The following is an 18,381-nucleotide window of genomic DNA, read 5'->3' as shown; positions in this document are numbered from 1 at the left end:
TTCATAATGTATAAGATTTCAATTGAGTTTTGTATGCAGTGAAACTACGCACCTAAAGCCGCAGGTCTTGCGGAAAAACTATTCACACACTTTAGACAAACCATTACAAACCTTGAACTCATTCCAGCTTCAGGCGGGGTGTTTGAAGTGACTGTAAATGGGGAAAAAGTGTTCTCGAAAAAAGAAGTAGGTAGATTTCCAACACCAGAAGAAATCATTTCAATCATGAAGCAAGTATAAGATGCCCTTTTAGAGGCATCTTTTTTGCTGCTTATACCTATGATGCTTCAAGGGAATACTAGTAAAAAAACGGCTAATAGGTGAAAAATATGAAAATCTTATGCATTGATGGGGGCGGAATTCGCGGAGTCTTTGCTGTTGCCATTTTACGCTTAATAGAAAAAGAATATAAAAAACCCATCTCCAAGATGTTTGATATGGTTGCAGGAACGAGTACTGGTTCAATCATTGCTGCTTCAGCAACTTTAGAGATAAATATGGAGGATGTACAGGAAAACTACATCAAATACGGGGAAAAGATTTTTACCAAGCAAGCGAAAATTGGGTTTCTAAAGAGTGTGTACAGTGATCAATTTTTACGACATTATATACAAGAAGCATTTGGTGAAATTACATTATTTGATATAGAAAAACCCTTGCTTATCCCGACAGTTGATATTACCAATGGGAAACCTTTTGTCCACCGAACGAATTATGGTAATGCAGAACAGGACGATCACTCCATAAAGCTTTGGGATGCCGTTCTGTCTTCATGTTCAGCACCCGTCTTTTTCCCACCAAATAATATTAATAATCACTATTTAGCCATTGATGGGGGACTTTGGGCTAATAATCCTTCGCTTGTTTGTATTACAGAAGCCCAGCATTATTTTGAAAAGAATTTATCCGACATTCAAATTTTATCAATTGGGACTGGTCTGCAAAAGATTGACTTCTCGATTGAAAAAAAGAAAGAATGGGGCGTAAATAAGTGGCTGCCATTTAATCTTCCATCGATGAAAATGACTCCAAAACTACTCGATCTCGCCCTGCATTTGTCATCGGAATCGGTAACTTATCATTGTCAGCATTTGCTAAGTGATAACTATGTTCGCATAAATGAAGAACTTGGCCGGGAGGTTCCATTTGATGCACCAGAATATATCGATTTTCTCGTAAAGCTGGGTGAACAATCCTTTCAAAATCATAAGGAGAAAATCACCACATTTATAAAGAATTAACTAGCAACTTGATTGACAGAGAAAAAAATATATGTTATTAAAAAGTTGGGTGTTAGCACTCCGGGAACGAGAGTGCTAACGTAAAACAATATAATTGTCACAGTTATTTACTGAAAGGGGATTTAGTATGGCAAAAAAGCAGTTTAAAGCAGAGTCTAAAAGGTTATTAGAAATGATGATTAACTCAATTTATTCCCAGAGAGAAGTTTTCTTACGGGAACTAATCTCAAACGCTAGCGATGCGATTGACAAAATCTACTATAAGGCGTTAACCGATGATCGTTATCAATTTGATAAAGATAGCTACTTCATCAAAATTACTGCCGACAAAGATAACAGAACTCTTACTATTTCTGATACCGGAATTGGTATGACAAAGGAAGAGCTAGAAACGAATCTTGGAACAATTGCAAAAAGTGGTTCCTTAGCTTTTAAAAAGGAAACGGAAATTAAAGATGGTCACGATATCATTGGTCAATTCGGTGTCGGATTTTATGCTGCTTTCATGGTTGCAGATGTTGTGACTGTTGTAAGTAAAGCACTGGGCAGTGAAGAAGCATATAAATGGGAATCAACGGGTGCCGATGGGTATACAATTGAAACTTTGGAAAAAGATACTGTCGGTACAGAAATCATTTTAAAAATCAAAGAAAACACAGAAGATGAAACGTATGATGAGTTTTTAGAAGAATATCGCTTGAAATCCATTATCAAAAAGTACTCAGATTTCATCCGCTACCCAATAAAGATGGATGTTACAACAAGTAAACTTAAAGAAGGAAGTGATTCTGAATACGAGCAGGTTTCTGAGGAACAAGTCATCAACAGCATGGTTCCAATTTGGAGAAAGAACAAAAGCGAATTAACAGATGAAGACTATGAAAAATTCTATAATGAAAAACACTATGGTTTTGATAAGCCACTGAAACATATTCATACCAGTGTTGATGGGACAATCCGCTATAATGCAATATTATATATACCTGAAAATATTCCTTTTGACTATTATTCAAAGGAATACGAGAAGGGACTTGAGCTCTACTCAAACGGGGTTTTAATAATGAACAAATGTGCCGACCTGCTTCCAGATTATTTTAGCTTTGTTAAGGGGTTGGTAGATTCTGAGGATTTATCACTTAATATATCAAGAGAAATGCTTCAGCAGGACCGACAATTAAAGCTTATTGCGAAAAACATTAATAAGAAAATCAAAAGCGAATTACAAAGCATGTTAAAAAATGAACGCTACAACTATGAAAAGTTCTACGATAGCTTTGGTCGCCAATTAAAATTTGGTGTGTATAGTGATTTCGGAAGTAATAAGGAAACCCTTCAAGATTTGTTACTCTTCTATTCTTCCAAAGAGAAAAAGCTTGTCACATTAGATGAATATGTATCTAGAATGTCGGAAGATCAAAAGTATATTTATTATGCAACTGGTGATTCAGTAGAACGAATTGATAAACTTCCACAAACAGAATTAGTTACGGATAAGGGCTATGAAATCCTTTATTTCACAGAGGATATTGATGAGTTTGCGATTAAAATGCTCATGAAATACAAGGAAAAAGAGTTCAAATCAGTATCAAGCAGCGATCTAGGCTTTGAACCAAATGAACATGACAAAGCAACAGAAGAAGAACAAAACGAGAACAAAGAGCTATTTGAATATATGAAAAATACATTAGCCGGTAAGGTAACGGATGTAAGAATTTCAAAACGACTTAAAACACACCCAGTCTGCTTATCAACAGATGGTGAGATCTCCATTGAAATGGAAAAAGTGCTTAATGCTATGCCAGATAACCAAAACATTAAAGCAGATAAGGTGTTGGAGATCAACATACAACATGAAGTCTTCCAATCATTGAAAAATGCATTCGAAAATGACCAAACAAAATTAGATTTATATACTCACTTATTGTACAACCAAGCACTTCTTATCGAAGGCCTACCAATCCAAGACCCAGTAGAATTTACAAATGATATCTGTAAGATTATGGTGTGATCATATGAGACGGTAGGGATATTACGTATTCGTAGCTTCACTTGGACTCAAAGGATTTAACGAGGGTACGCTTAAGCTGTTTTCTTACCCTCACTTAAACTCTGTTCAGTGAATGAGGGTACGTTTGAACCATTTCGGTTAATGAGGATACGATCACAGTCTTTTTGCATCTTCATGTTATATAGATCCATCCATTTTTAATCGGGAAACAAAAAAGCAACAGTCCTCACAAGGCTGTTGCTTAATTCATCTTACTGGTCACTAAATAAAATATTCTCTTCGCGTAAGGCTTCACAGGCTGCATTGATTTTTTCAATAGAATCCGCCTCAATCGTATGTAGGTGTACTCCATTTGTCAACAACGACAGAAGGGTAGCCTTTGTTTCAGTTATTCTTTCGACAAAACGTTTAACCTCGAATCGATTCTTAATCATTAAGGAACCTGTAATATCCCCATATACAGGATGCTCCACAATTACATCACGTACAGTCACTCCATGATCGACCAAAATATTTAGTTCTTTCGCTGTTTCCTCAGATGTGTGTTTACAAGCAATAATGCGTGTAAAATTTTCTTCCTTGGGCTGATCTTGTAAATAGATGTAGCCTTGACTAGTAGCAACGATTGGTTCATTTTTCGCCTTTAATAACGAGATATCTTGAACAATGACCTGGCGGCTTACATTTGCTCGTTTTGATAACTCCTCGCCAATGATTGGGGTAGGGCTTTCCTTTAACCATTTTATAATCGTTTCTCGTCGTTGCTCACCTAATAATTTTTTATCTCCACTCATTTTATTCACTCCAATATCACTTTCAAGCTGTTAAACAATATTCCTTAACACTTCGACTACCTTGTCGATATCCTCTGTAGTTGTCATTCGTCCAAATGATATACGAATTAGCTGTTTAGCTTCATCTTTTGTTTTTCCTATTGCAAGCATTGTTTTCGATGGGGTTTGCTTACCAATTTGACATGCGCTTCCTGTAGAAATTGCAATTCCATGTCGATTGCATTCAAGCATAATATATTGCCCTTGTAAACCGCCAACGGAAAAACCTATAATATGTGGAAGCTGATCAGTTGGATGTCCTTCAACATTTATTTCATTTTTTAAAATGGCTAGCCCAGATAATAGTCTATCTCGCAATCCTCGATTTTTCCTAGTATTCATTTCCATTTCACTACAAATTAACTGAGCTGCTGTAATAAAGGATGCAATTCCTGGTATATTTACGGTTCCGGGACGGAATCCATTTTCATGTGAAGTTCCAGGTATTTGCATTTTCCACATGACAGATGGACGTATATAACAAGCTCCAACTCCTTTTGGACCATATATTTTATGACTAGAAATTGACAAGCTATCAATATGTGCTTTTTTAACATCTATTGGAATCTTCCCAAAAGCCTGGACACAGTCACTATGAAATAAAATATTTCTCTCATGTAGAAAAGTGCCAATTTCTAAAATTGGTTGAATCGTGCCGATTTCTGGGTTTGCAAACTGAATCGACACAAAAATGGTTTTATCCGTAATTGCTGACTGCAAATCATCCAATCGAACCTGTCCAAATCGATCAGCAGGAAGATAGGTAACATCGTAACCTTCTGTTTCAAGCTGCTTACATACATTATGAATAGACGAATGTTCTGTTGAACTTGTAATTAAGTGGTTTCCTCTGGTTTTATGTGCTTCTAGAAGGGAGCGAATCGCTAAGTGATTTGATTCTGAACCTCCGCTTGTAAAATAAACACCTTCAGGCTCCCCATTTATTGTATCAGCAAGCTCTTTACGACACAATTCTAGCAATTGCTTCGCATTAGAACCAACATCATGTAAGCTACTTGGATTTCCATAATATTTTGTTGAAACCTCCGTAAACATTTGTAATGCTTCCTCGCGAATCGGAGTTGTTGCGGCATAATCTAAGTAAATCATCGTCTCTACCATCCTTTCAATCTACCTAAAAAAGCAGGGGACAATGAAAAAGGTCTTGTCATTAGTCTACATTTATGTAAATATAAGTGTCAAGACAGTTGTAAACTCAATTTGTATTTTCTCCTAAAAAGTTACCTAGATTGATAACGCATACTAAGGGAGGGTTTTTTCAAATGCCAAGCAGCGACATTATTATTATTGGCAGTGGTATTTCCGCATTAACCGCTGCGTATCGATTAAGTTTGAAAAAGAATGTGATTATTATCACAAAGTCAAAAGTGACAAACAGTAATTCCATATTGGCGCAGGGTGGTGTTGCATCTAGTGTTGGAAAGGACGATTCCTGGCGTTCCCATTTTAACGATACCGTTTCCGCTGGTTGTTATCATAACAAGGAGAGCGCAGTTGAAATTTTAGTACAAAACGGACCCAGCTATCTATGGAAGTTAATCAATGATGGAATGAACTTCGATAGAGATGAGGACCATAATCTGGTACTAGGAAAAGAAGGGGCCCATTCCACGAGACGAATCCTACATGCAGGTGGTGACGCCACTGGGAAAGCGTTGGTATTGCACATGCTTGCAAAAGTAAAGGAACGGGTTCAAATTTTTGAGGACTTAACAGCAATTGATTTTCTTATTGAAAATGATCACTGTATCGGGGTAAAAGCGAAATCTCAAAACAATGAGATTTTCGATTATTTTGCAGATTATACAATTTTAGCAACAGGGGGGTGTGGAGGACTATATTCCTTTTCTTCAAATGACAAAACCATAATGGGGGATGGTCTTGCAATGGCTTATCGTGCCGGTGCAGAGCTATGTGATTTAGAATTCATTCAATTCCATCCAACATTATTACACAAAGACGGAAGATCCTGTGGTCTTGTTTCTGAAGCAGTGAGGGGCGAAGGTGCCATCCTTGTTGATGAAGATGGTAGACCAATCATGAATGGTCTCCATCCTTTGCTTGATCTAGCACCAAGAGATGTGGTAGCACGGGCCATTTTTAATGAGATCTGTAACGGTAAAAAAATCTTTTTAGATATTTCTATGATGGACGATTTTGCTAGTCGCTTCCCAACAATCACTAACCTTTGCCTAATAAATGAGATTCAAATAGAAAATGGAGTAATACCCGTAGTACCAGGAGCCCATTTTTCAATGGGAGGGGTAAAAACAGATGCGAGAGGACAGACATCTATTCCGAATTTGTACGCTATCGGGGAAGTCGCATGTACTGGAGTCCATGGAGCAAATCGTTTAGCCAGTAACTCATTACTTGAAGGGATTGTGTTTGGAAATTTAGTTGCAAATGATATTTTTGTAGATTATATACCAAACAGATTGTACCCAGTTGCTAAAGAAATTAGTAAACAAGACTATACTCTTAATCTACCATCAAAGACTCAAATTCAAATAATGATGATGGAGAATGTAGGGATTGTACGTAATGATGACCAACTTGAACATGCAATAGAATGGTTAGAGAAATTCAAACGTAAATTTGATGAAATTTCACCATCAAGTTTAACAATTGAACAGCTTGAAATCGTAAACATGATCACCGTAGGTTGGCTAATTGCCAGTTCCGCCAAGATGAGAACAGAAAGCAGAGGTAGTCATTTCCGTGAAGATTACCCATTTGAAGACCACGATAATTGGTACAAAAAAGAGATAATCCGAAAGAGAGCTTTTGAAAATATCGTTTATTCATAAGTAAAGGAGAGAACATAGATGAACCTATTAGAAATGATGAAAAACACTTCATCTGGGGCTTTACTTCCAGATGAATATAAACGTTTATCTGTTCAGGAAATGGAAGAACGCGTTTTACAAATAAAGTCACGACTTGGTAAACGACTGTTTATACCGGGTCACCATTATCAAAAGGATGAAGTGATTAAGTTTTCGGACGCAACAGGTGATTCATTAAAACTTGCACAAATTTCTGCCGAGAACAAAGATGCGGAGTTCATCGTATTTTGTGGGGTTCACTTTATGGCAGAAACAGCCGATATTTTAACAACTGAATCACAAAAAGTCTATTTACCTGATATGAGAGCCGGCTGTTCAATGGCTGATATGGCCAATATTCACCAAACACAAAAGTGCTGGAGCCAATTACAGGATACTTTTGGTGACACAATCCTGCCATTAACCTATGTGAATTCAACAGCTGCTATTAAAGCATTTGTCGGAAAAAATGGGGGAGCAACTGTAACTTCGTCAAACGCGAAAAAAATGCTCAAGTGGGCTTTTACTAAAAAAGAAAGAATCTTATTCTTACCTGATCAGCATTTAGGAAGAAATACGGCATTTGAATTAGGTATTCCACTAGACCAGATGGCTGTTTGGGATCCGATCAATCATACATTAAAATATGAAGGAAACATGGAAGATATTAAAATCATCCTTTGGAAGGGACATTGTTCCGTTCATGAAAACTTTACACCATCAAATGTACAGAATATCCGTAAATCAAAACCCGATATGAATATCATTGTTCATCCAGAGTGTCCATATGAAACAGTAGTACTTGCAGATTATGCGGGTTCAACCGCTTATATTATTGATATGATTGAAAAAGCACCCAAAGGAAGCAAGTGGGCAATTGGAACTGAAATGAATCTAGTTCAACGAATCATCAAGCAACATCCCGAAAAAGAGATTATTTCACTTAATCCTCATCTCTGTGCTTGTTTAACAATGAATCGAATCGACTTACCACATTTAACATGGTCATTAGAAATGATTGAAAGAGGGGAGACCACACAAATTATTAAAGTTCCAGAAGAAATTGCAAAGGATGCCGTACTTGCCCTGGAGAGAATGCTAGAAAGAACATAACTTAAAAAAACATCCCGATTCTTTTGAATCGGGATGTTTCATATGTGAAGAGTATTATATTTTCATAACTCCACCAGTACTTGCATTTGTTACAAGTTTTGAATAGCGAGCAAGATAGCCTTTTTTCACCTTTGGTTCAAAGCCTTTCCACTCAGCTCTGCGTTTTTCAAATTCTTCATCAGAAATTTCTAATGTAATAGTACGATTATTTAAATCAAGCTCAATCATGTCACCATCTTGGACGAATGCAATTGGACCACCTTCAGCAGCTTCAGGAGAGATGTGTCCGATTGAGATTCCTCTAGATGCACCCGAGAAACGTCCATCAGTAATTAGACCAACTTTTGCACCAAGACCTCTACCAACAATTTGAGATGTAGGAGCAAGCATTTCAGGCATCCCTGGACCACCTTTAGGTCCTTCATAACGAATGACTACAACATCGCCTTCTTTAACTTTACCAACAATGATTCCAGATAGGGCATCTTCTTGAGAATCATAGCAAACAGCAGGGCCTCTGTGGTATCCGCCAACCTCTGGGTCTACAGCACCAACCTTAACAACTGCACCTTCTGGAGCAAGGTTACCAAATAAAATAGCTAATCCACCTTGTTCAGAATGTGGATTTTCAAGTGGACGGATTACGTTGTGGTCAGTGATTTCACAGCCCGCCACATTTTCACGTAAGGTTTTACCTGTAACAGTTAAACAATCTCCATTCAGAGCATCTGGCTTTTTAAGTAATTCATTGATGATTGCACTAACACCACCTGCATTGTGAACATCTTCAATATGATAATCAGAGGCAGGAGCAATCTTAGCTAAGTGTGGAACACGAGCAGCAATATCATTGATACGTTCTAATGAGTAATCAATTTCAGCTTCATTTGCTAATGCTAGTGTATGAAGGACTGTGTTAGTAGAACCGCCCATAGCCATGTCCAATGCAAAAGCATTATCAATTGCATCAATTGTTACGATGTCGCGAGGCTTAATATCTTTTTCTATTAAGTTCATTAATTGTTTCGCAGATTTTTTAACAAATTCTTTTCTTTCTTCGGATACCGCTAGAATTGTTCCGTTACCTGGAAGAGCAAGTCCAAGTCCTTCAGCTAAACAGTTCATAGAGTTTGCTGTAAACATACCAGAACAAGATCCACAAGTAGGGCAAGCAAATTGCTCGATTTCTGTTAATCTCGCTTCATCAATTTTACCAGATTGATAAGCTCCAACACCTTCGAAAACAGACGTAAGGTCTAGTGGGTTTCCTGCAGCATCACGACCAGCTTTCATTGGACCACCACTAACAAAAATAGTAGGGATGTTTAGACGCATTGCTGCCATCATCATACCTGGAGTGATTTTGTCACAGTTTGGAATACAAACCATTCCATCAAACCAGTGTGCAGATACAACTGTCTCAACTGAGTCGGCAATAATTTCACGACTTGGTAGAGAATATCTCATTCCGATATGACCCATTGCAATTCCATCATCAACACCAATTGTGTTCATTTCGAATGGAACTCCACCAGCCTCACGAATTGCTTCCTTTACGATTTTTCCAAATTCTTGTAAATGAACATGTCCTGGAACAATATCGATATATGAGTTTACTACTGCTATAAATGGTTTATTAAAGTCCTCTTCTTTTACTCCTGCTGCGCGAAGCAAGCTTCTGTGAGGAGCTCTATCAAACCCTGATTTGATCATATTACTACGTAATTCTGCCATTAAAAAATACCTCCATATCAAATGATGCATAAAATCAAAAAATTTAAATTATTACTCATTGTAACACTATTTTTAAGATAATCAATTAATAAATTTCTGAGTATTTACGAGTTTTATTAAAAAAATTGATTAAAAGCTTCATAGAAACTACAAATTTCAACAGTTGACGAATTGAAGCAAACAGTATATTCTTCTATATATAAAATAATTAGTTTAGGAAACAAATTAATTATTTGAGTACTACATAATCTTTTAAAAATAAATTGTCATAATCATTTTAAAAGATACGCAAAATATCATCATGATTTGTTTTCTATCATTGAATACATAAGTAGAAAGGTATGATTTATATGTCTAAGCAACAAATTGGTGTAGTTGGATTAGCAGTAATGGGTAAAAACTTAGCGTTAAATATAGAAAGCAGAGGATACTCTGTTGCTGTTTTTAACCGTTCATACGAAAAAACAGAAGAGTTTCTTCAAAATGAAGCTGTTGGCAAAAACTTTGTTGGCGCGAAAACGATTGAGGAATTTGTTAATTCCCTAGAAAAACCACGTAAAATTTTACTAATGGTTAAAGCTGGCCCAGCAACAGACGCAACAATTGATTCTCTAAAACCATATCTTGAAGAAAATGATATTCTAATTGATGGTGGTAACACATTCTTCCAAGACACAATTCGTCGTAACAAAGAATTAGAATCAACAGGCATCCACTTCATCGGAACTGGAGTTTCTGGTGGTGAAGAGGGAGCATTAAAAGGCCCTTCAATCATGCCTGGTGGACAAAAAGAAGCATATGAGCTTGTTGAGCCAATCCTAACAGCAATTTCTGCTAAAGTATCAGGCGATCCATGTTGTACATATATCGGGCCAAACGGTGCAGGTCACTACGTGAAAATGGTTCACAACGGAATTGAATACGGTGATATGCAATTGATTTGTGAAGCTTACTTCATTCTAAAAAATGTTCTCGGATTAAGCACTGATGAACTTCATGAAGTATTTGCTGAATGGAACAAAGGTGAACTAGATAGCTACTTAATTGAAATTACTGCAGATATATTCACTAAAAAGGATGAAGAAACAGGTAAACCACTTGTTGATGTGATTCTTGATACTGCTGGTCAAAAAGGTACTGGTAAATGGACTAGCCAAAACGCGTTAGATTTAGGTGTTCCACTACCAATCATCACTGAATCTGTATTTGCTCGTTTCATCTCTGCAATGAAGGATGAGCGTGTAAAAGCAAGTCAAGTTCTTTCTGGTCCATCTGCTGAAGGATTTAATGGAGATAAACAAGAACTTATTGAAGCAGTACGTAAAGCACTATACTTAAGTAAAATCATTTCTTATGCACAAGGTTTTGCGCAAATGCGTGTAGCTTCTGAAGAATATAATTGGAATTTAAACTACGGTGAAATTGCAATGATTTTCCGTGGTGGATGTATCATCCGTGCACAATTTCTACAAAAAATTAAAGATGCCTATGACAGAGACGGCCAATTAGCTAACCTTTTATTAGATCCTTACTTTAAAGAAATTGCTGAAGGTTATCAGTCATCATTACGTAAAGTCATTTCAGTAGCAATTGAAAAAGGAATCCCTGTTCCATGTTTCTCTAGTGCTATTGCATACTATGACAGCTATCGTACTGATACATTACCTGCAAACCTTCTTCAAGCACAACGTGACTACTTCGGTGCTCACACATATCAACGTGTAGACAAAGAAGGAACTTTCCATACAAACTGGATGGAATAATACACATTGTTGGGGTTTCAACATTGGAACCCCAGCTTTTGTTTGTTAAAATTGCATCATTTGATGTAAGGGATTACATATTTTTGAGCCACTGACTGTTCTGTTGTTGTAATGTCACTTAGTGTAAACAGAGACACAGTTTTGTGAAAACGCGTAAACTAATTCTATAGATGAAACGCTATAAAAGGAGGAGTTTTATCATGGGTATTCTCCAAGAGTTATTACGGGATATTCCTGTTCCAAAAATGCTCAAAGTGAAACAAATTTTCGATGATTCAAAGATCGAAAATTTAGTAGAAGAATTAACAAATAAACTTCAACGTGAAGAAGTAAAACAAACAATTAAACCAGGCATGGAAATTGCAATTGCAGTGGGAAGCCGTGGAATTGATCGATTAGTTGACCTCACGAAAACAACGGTTGAATTCATTAAAGAACAAGGTGGAACTCCTTTCATTGTACCTAGTATGGGAAGCCATGGCGGTGCAACAGGGGAGGGACAACGTGAAGTCCTTAAACATCTTGGTGTAACTGAAGAAAGTGTTGGTTGTGAAATTCGCTCTTCAATGGAAGTTGTAAAGTTGGGTGAATTAGCAAACGGATTACCTGTTTATATTGATAAATATGCCTCAGAAGCTGACGGTATTGTAGTTATTAACCGCGTTAAACCACATACAGCCTTCCGTGGTTCTGTAGAAAGTGGTATTCAAAAGATGATCAGTATTGGCCTTGGAAAACAAAAAGGAGCAGAAGCTTGCCATCAATTAGGTTTTAAATACATGGCAGAAAATGTTCCAGCAATGGCGCAGATGATCATGGAAAAAACACCTATTCTTTTTGGTGTGGCAACAGTCGAAAATGCATTCGACAAAGTCGCTGTACTTGATATTATGCTCCCAGATGAAATTGTCGAGAAGGAACCTGAACTTCAAGCACAAGCAAAAAAATTACTTCCTAAACTATTCTTCGATCAAATCGATGTCCTTGTCATTGATCAAATTGGTAAAAATATAAGCGGTGACGGAATGGATCCTAATATTACGGGTCGCTATCCTACTCCTTATGCACACGGCGGTCCTGAAGTGAACAAAATGGTTGTTCTTGATCTCACTCCAGAAACTGAAGGTAATGCAAACGGTGTTGGAACTGCCGACTTCACGACACAACGTCTTGTGGATAAAATGGACCGCGATTTCACTTATGCAAATGGACTTACTTCAACGGTTGTGGCACCAACGAAAATTGCAACAACATTACCAAACGATAAAGAAGCAATCCAAGCAGCAATCAAAACATGTAATATCTTAGATTTTACAACAGTTAAAATGGTTCGTATTAAAGATACTTTACATGTTAGCGAAATTGAAGTATCAGAAGCCTTACTCGATTACATTAAACAACATCCTAACATGGAACAGGCTTCAGATCTTTACGATTTCGATTTTGACGAAAACGGAAACCTAAAGTAATTTTTGTTATGTGGGGGTTCATCCCCCAAGAACAGATTTTGGATTAATCACATAAGAAAAAGGGGAATAGACATGACTAAATTATTTGACTTAACTGGAAAAACAGCTGTAGCTATTGGTGGAAATAGTGTCCTAGGTTCTTCTATTTGTAAAGGATTTGCTGAACATGGCGCGAAAGTTGCAATCGTAGGACGTAATCTTGAAAAAGCAGAAGCAGTTGTAAAAGAAATTGAAGCTGAAGGTGGCGTTGCTAAAGCTTTCTCTGCAGACGTTCTTTCACGTGAATCACTTGAAAATGCCGCAAATGAAATTGTAGCTTGGTCAGGTGGAATTGATATCCTCTTAAATGCACCAGGTATGAATAGTCCTACTCCATTCTTTGAACTTGAAATGGACGAGTATGACAAAATCATGGACGTTAATCTAAAAGGTTATGTGGTTGCGACTCAAATTTTCGCAAAGAGAATGATTGAACAAGAGCGCAAAGGAAGTATTATTAATATTTCTTCCGTTTCTTCTACAACACCTCTATCTAAAGTATTTACTTATTCGGTTTCAAAAGCTGGTGTTAACAGCATGACTCAGTTCTTAGCTAGAGAATTCGCACCACACGGCATTCGTGTAAATGCAATTATTCCTGGATTCTTCCCAGCTGAACAAAATCGTAAAATCTTAAGTGAAGAGCGTGTTGCATCAATCATGGGTCATACACCAATGAATCGTTTCGGTAACCCAGATGAGCTAAAAGGGGCTGCTGTCTTCTTAGCTTCAGAGAATGCTTCAAGCTTTGTAACTGGTACTTTCCTTCGCGTTGATGGCGGGTTTGGAAGCATGACCATCTAATTCAAACTTCTTTTATGCGTCATGAAACGATATATATATAGTGGATATTTAATTTACAACCGGGAGAGAAGGGGGAGAAGACAATGATAGATGAAAAGTATCAAAAGCTTGTGTCAATTCTCCGAGAGATGGAATCTGTTGTCGTTGCATTTTCCGGTGGTGTTGACAGTACCTTTTTACTTAAGGCTGCTGTCGACACACTTGGAAAAGAAAATGTGTTGGCGGTAACTGCCGATTCAGAAACATATCCCTCAACTGAGCTTAAGGAGGCTCAAGTTCTAGCAAAACATATTGGTGCCAACCATCGTGTGATTGAAACATCAGAGCTTGCCATTCCAGGCTACACAGAAAATGACCGAAATCGTTGTTATTTCTGTAAGAGCAGTCTATTTGATCATCTCATTCCTGTTATGGAACGTGAAGGCTTTCACAATGTCGTGTATGGAGTCATTGCAGATGATTTAAATGAGTTTCGACCTGGAATGAAGGCAGCTAAGGAAAAAGGCATTCGTGGTCCATTACAAGAGGCAAATCTTTTTAAAGACGAAATTAGGGAATTATCCCGTGAATTTGATTTACCTACTTGGAATAAACCATCCTTCGCATGTCTATCTTCACGAATTGCTTACGGTGAGAAAATAACGATTGAAAAACTTACAAAGGTCGAAAGAGCAGAGGAATTCCTTAAAACTCTTGAAATCCGCCAAGTTCGTGTTCGTACGCATCAAGATATTGCAAGGATTGAGGTTGAACCTACCGACATGAATATTGTCTTAGAAAAACATGAAGCCATTACTAAAGAGCTAAATGCAATTGGCTATAAATATATAACACTTGATTTAGTAGGGTATAAGAGTGGAAGTATGAATAAAGTACTTTCTTAAGAGAGGATGTTCAAAAAGTCCGGTAAAAATGACACTTCGAATTTCTTCGTTGGCTTGTTTTTCCGTTCCTTGGAAAAGAAAATCACTTTTCCGGCGTGCGGAGCGGATTCAGGAAGAAGTCTTCCTAGTGCTCACGTATAAAGTACATACGTTCCGCTACTCAAAACTGCGCCGCCTTGAAATTCTCGGTCCTTTTCATCCTCCTTTTTGAACACGAATCATAAGAAGAAAAGGCTTTGGGAATCTTTCCAAAGCTTTTTCTTTTGAAAGAATAATATGGTAACATTAAGTCGCAAACTAACGAAAATACGATTGAACGAAGGAAGATGTAGGGATGTCACATGAGTACGTTATTGGTCTCGATCTTGGGACAACCAGTGCAAAAGCAGTAATCTTTACCTTAGATGGTAGGGTAGTTGCAGAAGCAGAGGATCTAGTTACCTCTTACTATCCGAAGCATGGATGGGTTGAGCAAGACCCTGATGAAATTGAGCGCTCTGCTGTAAAGGCAATTAATATGGCTATTCAGCAAGCGAATGTTAACAAAGATGAAATTATTAGCTTAGGTATTTCAGCCGCAATGCATTCCCTCATTTGTATGGGAGATAATGGAGAGGCTCTTTCTCAAGCATTGATTTGGGCAGACGGTAGAAGTACAAAACAAGCAAATGAACTTATGGAATCAGACGGACTGGAAATTTTTTCAAAAACTGGCATGCCGATCCATCCGATGTCACCTTTAGCAAAGCTCATATGGATGAGGGAAAATGATTATATTCCATATAATCAAGCAAGCTATTTCCTATCCATTAAAGAATATTTGCTCCTAAAATGGTTTAATCAACGTGTTATTGATTATGCAATGGCATCTGCAACCGGAATGTTTAACGGTAACACTTTCCAATGGGATGAAGAGGTTCTTAATAAAGCCGGTATTACAGAGAACATGCTTTCAAAAATCGTACCACCAACCTATCGATTAACCGAAATGAACCTAGCAATTGCTGATGAAATGGGAATTTCAAGCGAGATGCCATTTATCATCGGAGCAGCTGATGGTCAGTTTGCAAATTTAGGAATTGGTGCTATTTCTCCAGGTGAAGTTGCGGTAACTGTTGGTACAAGTGGAGCCATTCGTCAATTTACAAAAGGTTTCCAATCCAATACAAAGCATGAAACCTTCTGTTATGCTTTTTCTGAAGAATATTTTATTGTTGGTGGCCCTACAAACAATGGTGGTATCGCTCTTCAATGGTTAAAAGAACTTCTTAATTATCAGGAAAGCTTTGACCATTTTACAGCAGAGGCTGCAAAGGTAGCACCTGGTGCGGATGGTTTGTTTTTCCATCCTTATATAAATGGGGAACGTGCTCCTTTATGGAACCAGCAAGCACGTGGAAATTTCTTCGGAATGTCTGTTACGCATAAAACTGAACACTTTGTACGTGCGGTCCTAGAAGGAATCACATTTAATCTCTATCAAATCGGCCAAGCATTAGAAAAACAAGCTGGAGAGACTGAAAAACTATACGTAAACGGCGGAATGGCACGTTCTTCTTTATGGCTTCAAATGCTAGCTGATGTATTTGGTAAAGAGGTTTATGTTCCTGAAAGCCATCATAGTGCTGCATGGGGTGCAGCTTGGACTGCATTAGTTGGAATTGGCAAAGCTAACTCATTCGAAGATATCAAAAACAATATTCCAATGGGTGATCCTGTCGTTCCAAATATGGAAAACCATGAAAAATACAAAAATATATACGCAAAATATGAAGCAATTGAAAAAGATATTATTAAACATTTTTAATTGAAAGCGTCAGATTGTTACTGGCGCTTTAGGCTATACATAGATTCTAGAATCGATCTTCAAATCGATTAAGGTGTGTGAAACAACATGGTAGAAGAAATTTTAAAGCAAGTGAAACAGGGAACTTTAAGTATTGATGATGCGAAACAGCAACTTGCAACATATGAGAATTTAGGTTTTGCAAAAATCGATCACCACAGAAAGAACAGGCAGGGTTTCCCTGAAATTGTTTTTGGTGAAGGCAAGACAAAGGAACAAATTCAAACCATAGTCAATGTGATTAAGGGACGTGGAGACAATGTCCTTGTTACAAGAATTTCACAGGACAAGGCAAACTTTATTTTACAATCGAATCCTGAGTTTGTTTACAATGAAACAGCTCAAATTCTATACTGGACCGACACTACGCAGGATAACAAAAAAAGAAATGGCTATGTTGCTATTGTTTGTGCTGGAACATCTGATTTAAGAGTTGCTGAAGAGGCTGCTATTACCGCTGAAGTATTAGGTAGTACTGTTCGACGTTTTTACGATGTGGGGGTAGCAGGGATCCATAGATTATTCGATAACATTGATGAAATTAGAAACGCAAATGTTTCCGTTGTTGTCGCTGGAATGGAAGGTGCATTGCCTAGTGTAGTTGGAGGGCTGGTATCCCATCCAATTATTGCTGTCCCAACAAGCATTGGATATGGAGCTAATTTTCAAGGGCTGTCAGCTTTGCTAACGATGCTTAATTCCTGTGCATCAGGAATAAGTGTTGTAAACATCGACAACGGTTTCGGCGGAGCCTACAGTGCAGTATTAATAGACCAACTTGCTCAGAAGGAGAACTTAAAGTAGATGAAAACACTATATTTTGACTGTTTTTCTGGGATTAGTGGGGATATGGTTATTGGTGCATTACTCGATGCAGGAGCAGACCCACAAATACTAGTTCAGGAATTAAAGAAACTTCAATTTGAAGATGAATACGAATTAGAATGGAAGAAAGTCGTAAAAAATGGGATTACTTCAACAAAATTTGATGTCATCTTAAAAAACGATGACAGTAATCACACGCATGGTCATCAACACGACCATGAACATACATATGACCATCACCATGAACATGATCACAATCATCACAGTCATGAACATCATCATGAACACGATCATAATCATAGTCACAACCATGATCACCATCACGAACACGAGCATAATCACGACCATCACCATGAACATGATCATCATCATCACAGTCACGACCATCATCATGAACATGGGCATAGCCATGATCATCATCACCATTCACATCGTTCCTACAAGGATATTGTGAAGATGATAGAACAATCAGAACTTGCACCAGAAGTAAAGGAAACATCACTTAAAGTATTCAGAAAAATCGGTGAAGCAGAAGGGCTTATTCATGGACTTCCTTTGGACAAAGTCCATTTTCATGAAGTAGGCGCTGTTGACTCCATTATTGACATAGTGGGGGCAGCAATCTTATTGCACCAACTTGAAGTGTCAACTATTAAATCATCATCCGTACCAGTGGGAACAGGTAAAATCAATATTGACCATGGTATCTACCCAGTCCCTGCGCCAGCTACACTTGAAATTCTAAAAGGAGTTCCAATTGAACAAAGCGATATTCGTTTTGAACTTACAACTCCTACAGGAGCAGGAATTGTATCCGTCCTGACTGAAGAATTCTGTAGCTTTCCTTCTATGAAGGTAACAACGATTGGCTACGGAGCTGGTACAAAAACATTTAAAGACCGCCCTAATGTCCTCCGCGTTATTATTGGAGAATAATGTGACACAAAAGTCCCCACAAAATGGTGGGGACTTT

The 18,381-nt window shown here is 37.7% G+C and carries 15 protein-coding genes; 12 read left to right on the top strand and 3 right to left on the bottom strand.

All coding sequences use genetic code 11. The features are described 5' to 3' along the window. Positions 1-6: 6 nt before the first annotated feature. The 3 genes from AC6CHV_RS00570 to htpG all read left to right on the top strand — a co-directional run bounded on the left by AC6CHV_RS00570 (position 7) and on the right by htpG (position 3,249). The gene (locus tag AC6CHV_RS00570) at positions 7-240 is read left to right on the top strand and encodes a SelT/SelW/SelH family (seleno)protein (protein ID WP_498077858.1); all 234 of its coding nucleotides are present in this window, start codon (positions 7-9) and stop codon (positions 238-240) included. A gap of 89 nt (positions 241-329) precedes the next feature. Then, a complete protein-coding gene (locus tag AC6CHV_RS00565; protein WP_440272980.1) occupies positions 330-1,241 on the top strand; it encodes a CBASS cGAMP-activated phospholipase in 912 nt (303 codons plus the stop codon). Between the two features lie 127 nt (positions 1,242-1,368). After that, on the top strand, positions 1,369-3,249 hold the full coding sequence (gene htpG, locus AC6CHV_RS00560) for a molecular chaperone HtpG (RefSeq protein WP_498077857.1): 1,881 nt from the start codon (positions 1,369-1,371) through the stop codon (positions 3,247-3,249). Positions 3,250-3,500: 251 nt separating this feature from the next. On the opposite strand, the gene AC6CHV_RS00555 is transcribed toward htpG, so the two are convergent. Beyond that, on the bottom strand, positions 3,501-4,043 hold the full coding sequence (locus AC6CHV_RS00555; protein ID WP_341331752.1) for a transcription repressor NadR: 543 nt from the start codon (positions 4,041-4,043) through the stop codon (positions 3,501-3,503). A 30-nt stretch (positions 4,044-4,073) separates the two neighbouring features. Then, on the bottom strand, positions 4,074-5,192 hold the full coding sequence (locus AC6CHV_RS00550; protein WP_498077856.1) for an IscS subfamily cysteine desulfurase: 1,119 nt from the start codon (positions 5,190-5,192) through the stop codon (positions 4,074-4,076). 173 nt (positions 5,193-5,365) lie between these two features. On the opposite strand from AC6CHV_RS00550, the gene nadB reads away from it, so the two are divergent. Then, positions 5,366-6,913: an L-aspartate oxidase gene (gene nadB / locus AC6CHV_RS00545; RefSeq protein WP_498077855.1), complete on the top strand. Its 1,548-nt coding sequence runs from the start codon at positions 5,366-5,368 to the stop codon at positions 6,911-6,913. Between the two features lie 18 nt (positions 6,914-6,931). Continuing rightward, positions 6,932-8,044, top strand: a complete 1,113-nt coding sequence (gene nadA, locus AC6CHV_RS00540) for a quinolinate synthase NadA (protein WP_498077854.1) — start codon at positions 6,932-6,934, stop codon at positions 8,042-8,044. A 54-nt stretch (positions 8,045-8,098) separates the two neighbouring features. Here the strand turns inward: nadA and ilvD are convergent, their stop codons facing one another. Then, positions 8,099-9,778: a dihydroxy-acid dehydratase gene (gene ilvD / locus AC6CHV_RS00535; protein WP_121448573.1), complete on the bottom strand. Its 1,680-nt coding sequence runs from the start codon at positions 9,776-9,778 to the stop codon at positions 8,099-8,101. A 350-nt stretch (positions 9,779-10,128) separates the two neighbouring features. Here ilvD and gnd point away from each other — a divergent pair, with 350 nt between their 5' ends. The 7 genes from gnd (at position 10,129) to larC (ending at position 18,344) form a co-directional block, all read left to right on the top strand. Continuing rightward, positions 10,129-11,541: an NADP-dependent phosphogluconate dehydrogenase gene (gene gnd / locus AC6CHV_RS00530; RefSeq protein WP_341331756.1), complete on the top strand. Its 1,413-nt coding sequence runs from the start codon at positions 10,129-10,131 to the stop codon at positions 11,539-11,541. A gap of 200 nt (positions 11,542-11,741) precedes the next feature. Continuing rightward, entirely contained in the window at positions 11,742-13,010 is a 1,269-nt protein-coding gene (locus AC6CHV_RS00525) for a nickel pincer cofactor-dependent isomerase, group 22 (RefSeq protein WP_341331757.1), read from the top strand. Between the two features lie 72 nt (positions 13,011-13,082). After that, positions 13,083-13,853 (top strand): SDR family oxidoreductase, encoded by a 771-nt coding sequence (locus AC6CHV_RS00520; RefSeq protein ID WP_121448570.1) that lies wholly within the window; start codon positions 13,083-13,085, stop codon positions 13,851-13,853. 83 nt (positions 13,854-13,936) lie between these two features. Beyond that, the gene (larE, locus tag AC6CHV_RS00515) at positions 13,937-14,737 is read left to right on the top strand and encodes an ATP-dependent sacrificial sulfur transferase LarE (protein WP_341331758.1); all 801 of its coding nucleotides are present in this window, start codon (positions 13,937-13,939) and stop codon (positions 14,735-14,737) included. Between the two features lie 334 nt (positions 14,738-15,071). Further along, complete coding sequence (locus AC6CHV_RS00510) at positions 15,072-16,544, top strand: gluconokinase (RefSeq protein WP_341331759.1); 1,473 nt, start codon at positions 15,072-15,074, stop codon at positions 16,542-16,544. A gap of 87 nt (positions 16,545-16,631) precedes the next feature. Next, positions 16,632-17,387 carry a nickel pincer cofactor biosynthesis protein LarB gene (gene larB, locus AC6CHV_RS00505; protein WP_341331760.1) on the top strand — a complete coding sequence of 252 codons (756 nt, stop codon included), beginning with the start codon at positions 16,632-16,634 and terminating at the stop codon, positions 17,385-17,387. Further along, positions 17,388-18,344, top strand: coding sequence for a nickel pincer cofactor biosynthesis protein LarC (gene larC, locus AC6CHV_RS00500; protein ID WP_498077853.1), 957 nt, complete (start codon positions 17,388-17,390; stop codon positions 18,342-18,344). It abuts the gene before it with no gap. Positions 18,345-18,381 lie beyond the last annotated feature (37 nt).

Source organism: Ferdinandcohnia sp. GQ5, assembly GCF_059759275.1.
This window is presented reverse-complemented; position numbering and strand designations above follow the sequence as displayed.

Coding starts and splice junctions, on each gene's coding strand:
- AC6CHV_RS00565 (WP_440272980.1), top strand. CDS start 330: ATGAAAATCTTATGCATTGATGGGGGCGGAATTCGCGGAGTCTTTGCT.
- htpG (WP_498077857.1), top strand. CDS start 1,369: ATGGCAAAAAAGCAGTTTAAAGCAGAGTCTAAAAGGTTATTAGAAATG.
- AC6CHV_RS00555 (WP_341331752.1), bottom strand. CDS start 4,043: ATGAGTGGAGATAAAAAATTATTAGGTGAGCAACGACGAGAAACGATT.
- AC6CHV_RS00550 (WP_498077856.1), bottom strand. CDS start 5,192: ATGATTTACTTAGATTATGCCGCAACAACTCCGATTCGCGAGGAAGCA.
- nadB (WP_498077855.1), top strand. CDS start 5,366: ATGCCAAGCAGCGACATTATTATTATTGGCAGTGGTATTTCCGCATTA.
- nadA (WP_498077854.1), top strand. CDS start 6,932: ATGAACCTATTAGAAATGATGAAAAACACTTCATCTGGGGCTTTACTT.
- ilvD (WP_121448573.1), bottom strand. CDS start 9,778: ATGGCAGAATTACGTAGTAATATGATCAAATCAGGGTTTGATAGAGCT.
- gnd (WP_341331756.1), top strand. CDS start 10,129: ATGTCTAAGCAACAAATTGGTGTAGTTGGATTAGCAGTAATGGGTAAA.
- AC6CHV_RS00525 (WP_341331757.1), top strand. CDS start 11,742: ATGGGTATTCTCCAAGAGTTATTACGGGATATTCCTGTTCCAAAAATG.
- AC6CHV_RS00520 (WP_121448570.1), top strand. CDS start 13,083: ATGACTAAATTATTTGACTTAACTGGAAAAACAGCTGTAGCTATTGGT.
- larE (WP_341331758.1), top strand. CDS start 13,937: ATGATAGATGAAAAGTATCAAAAGCTTGTGTCAATTCTCCGAGAGATG.
- AC6CHV_RS00510 (WP_341331759.1), top strand. CDS start 15,072: ATGTCACATGAGTACGTTATTGGTCTCGATCTTGGGACAACCAGTGCA.
- larB (WP_341331760.1), top strand. CDS start 16,632: ATGGTAGAAGAAATTTTAAAGCAAGTGAAACAGGGAACTTTAAGTATT.
- larC (WP_498077853.1), top strand. CDS start 17,388: ATGAAAACACTATATTTTGACTGTTTTTCTGGGATTAGTGGGGATATG.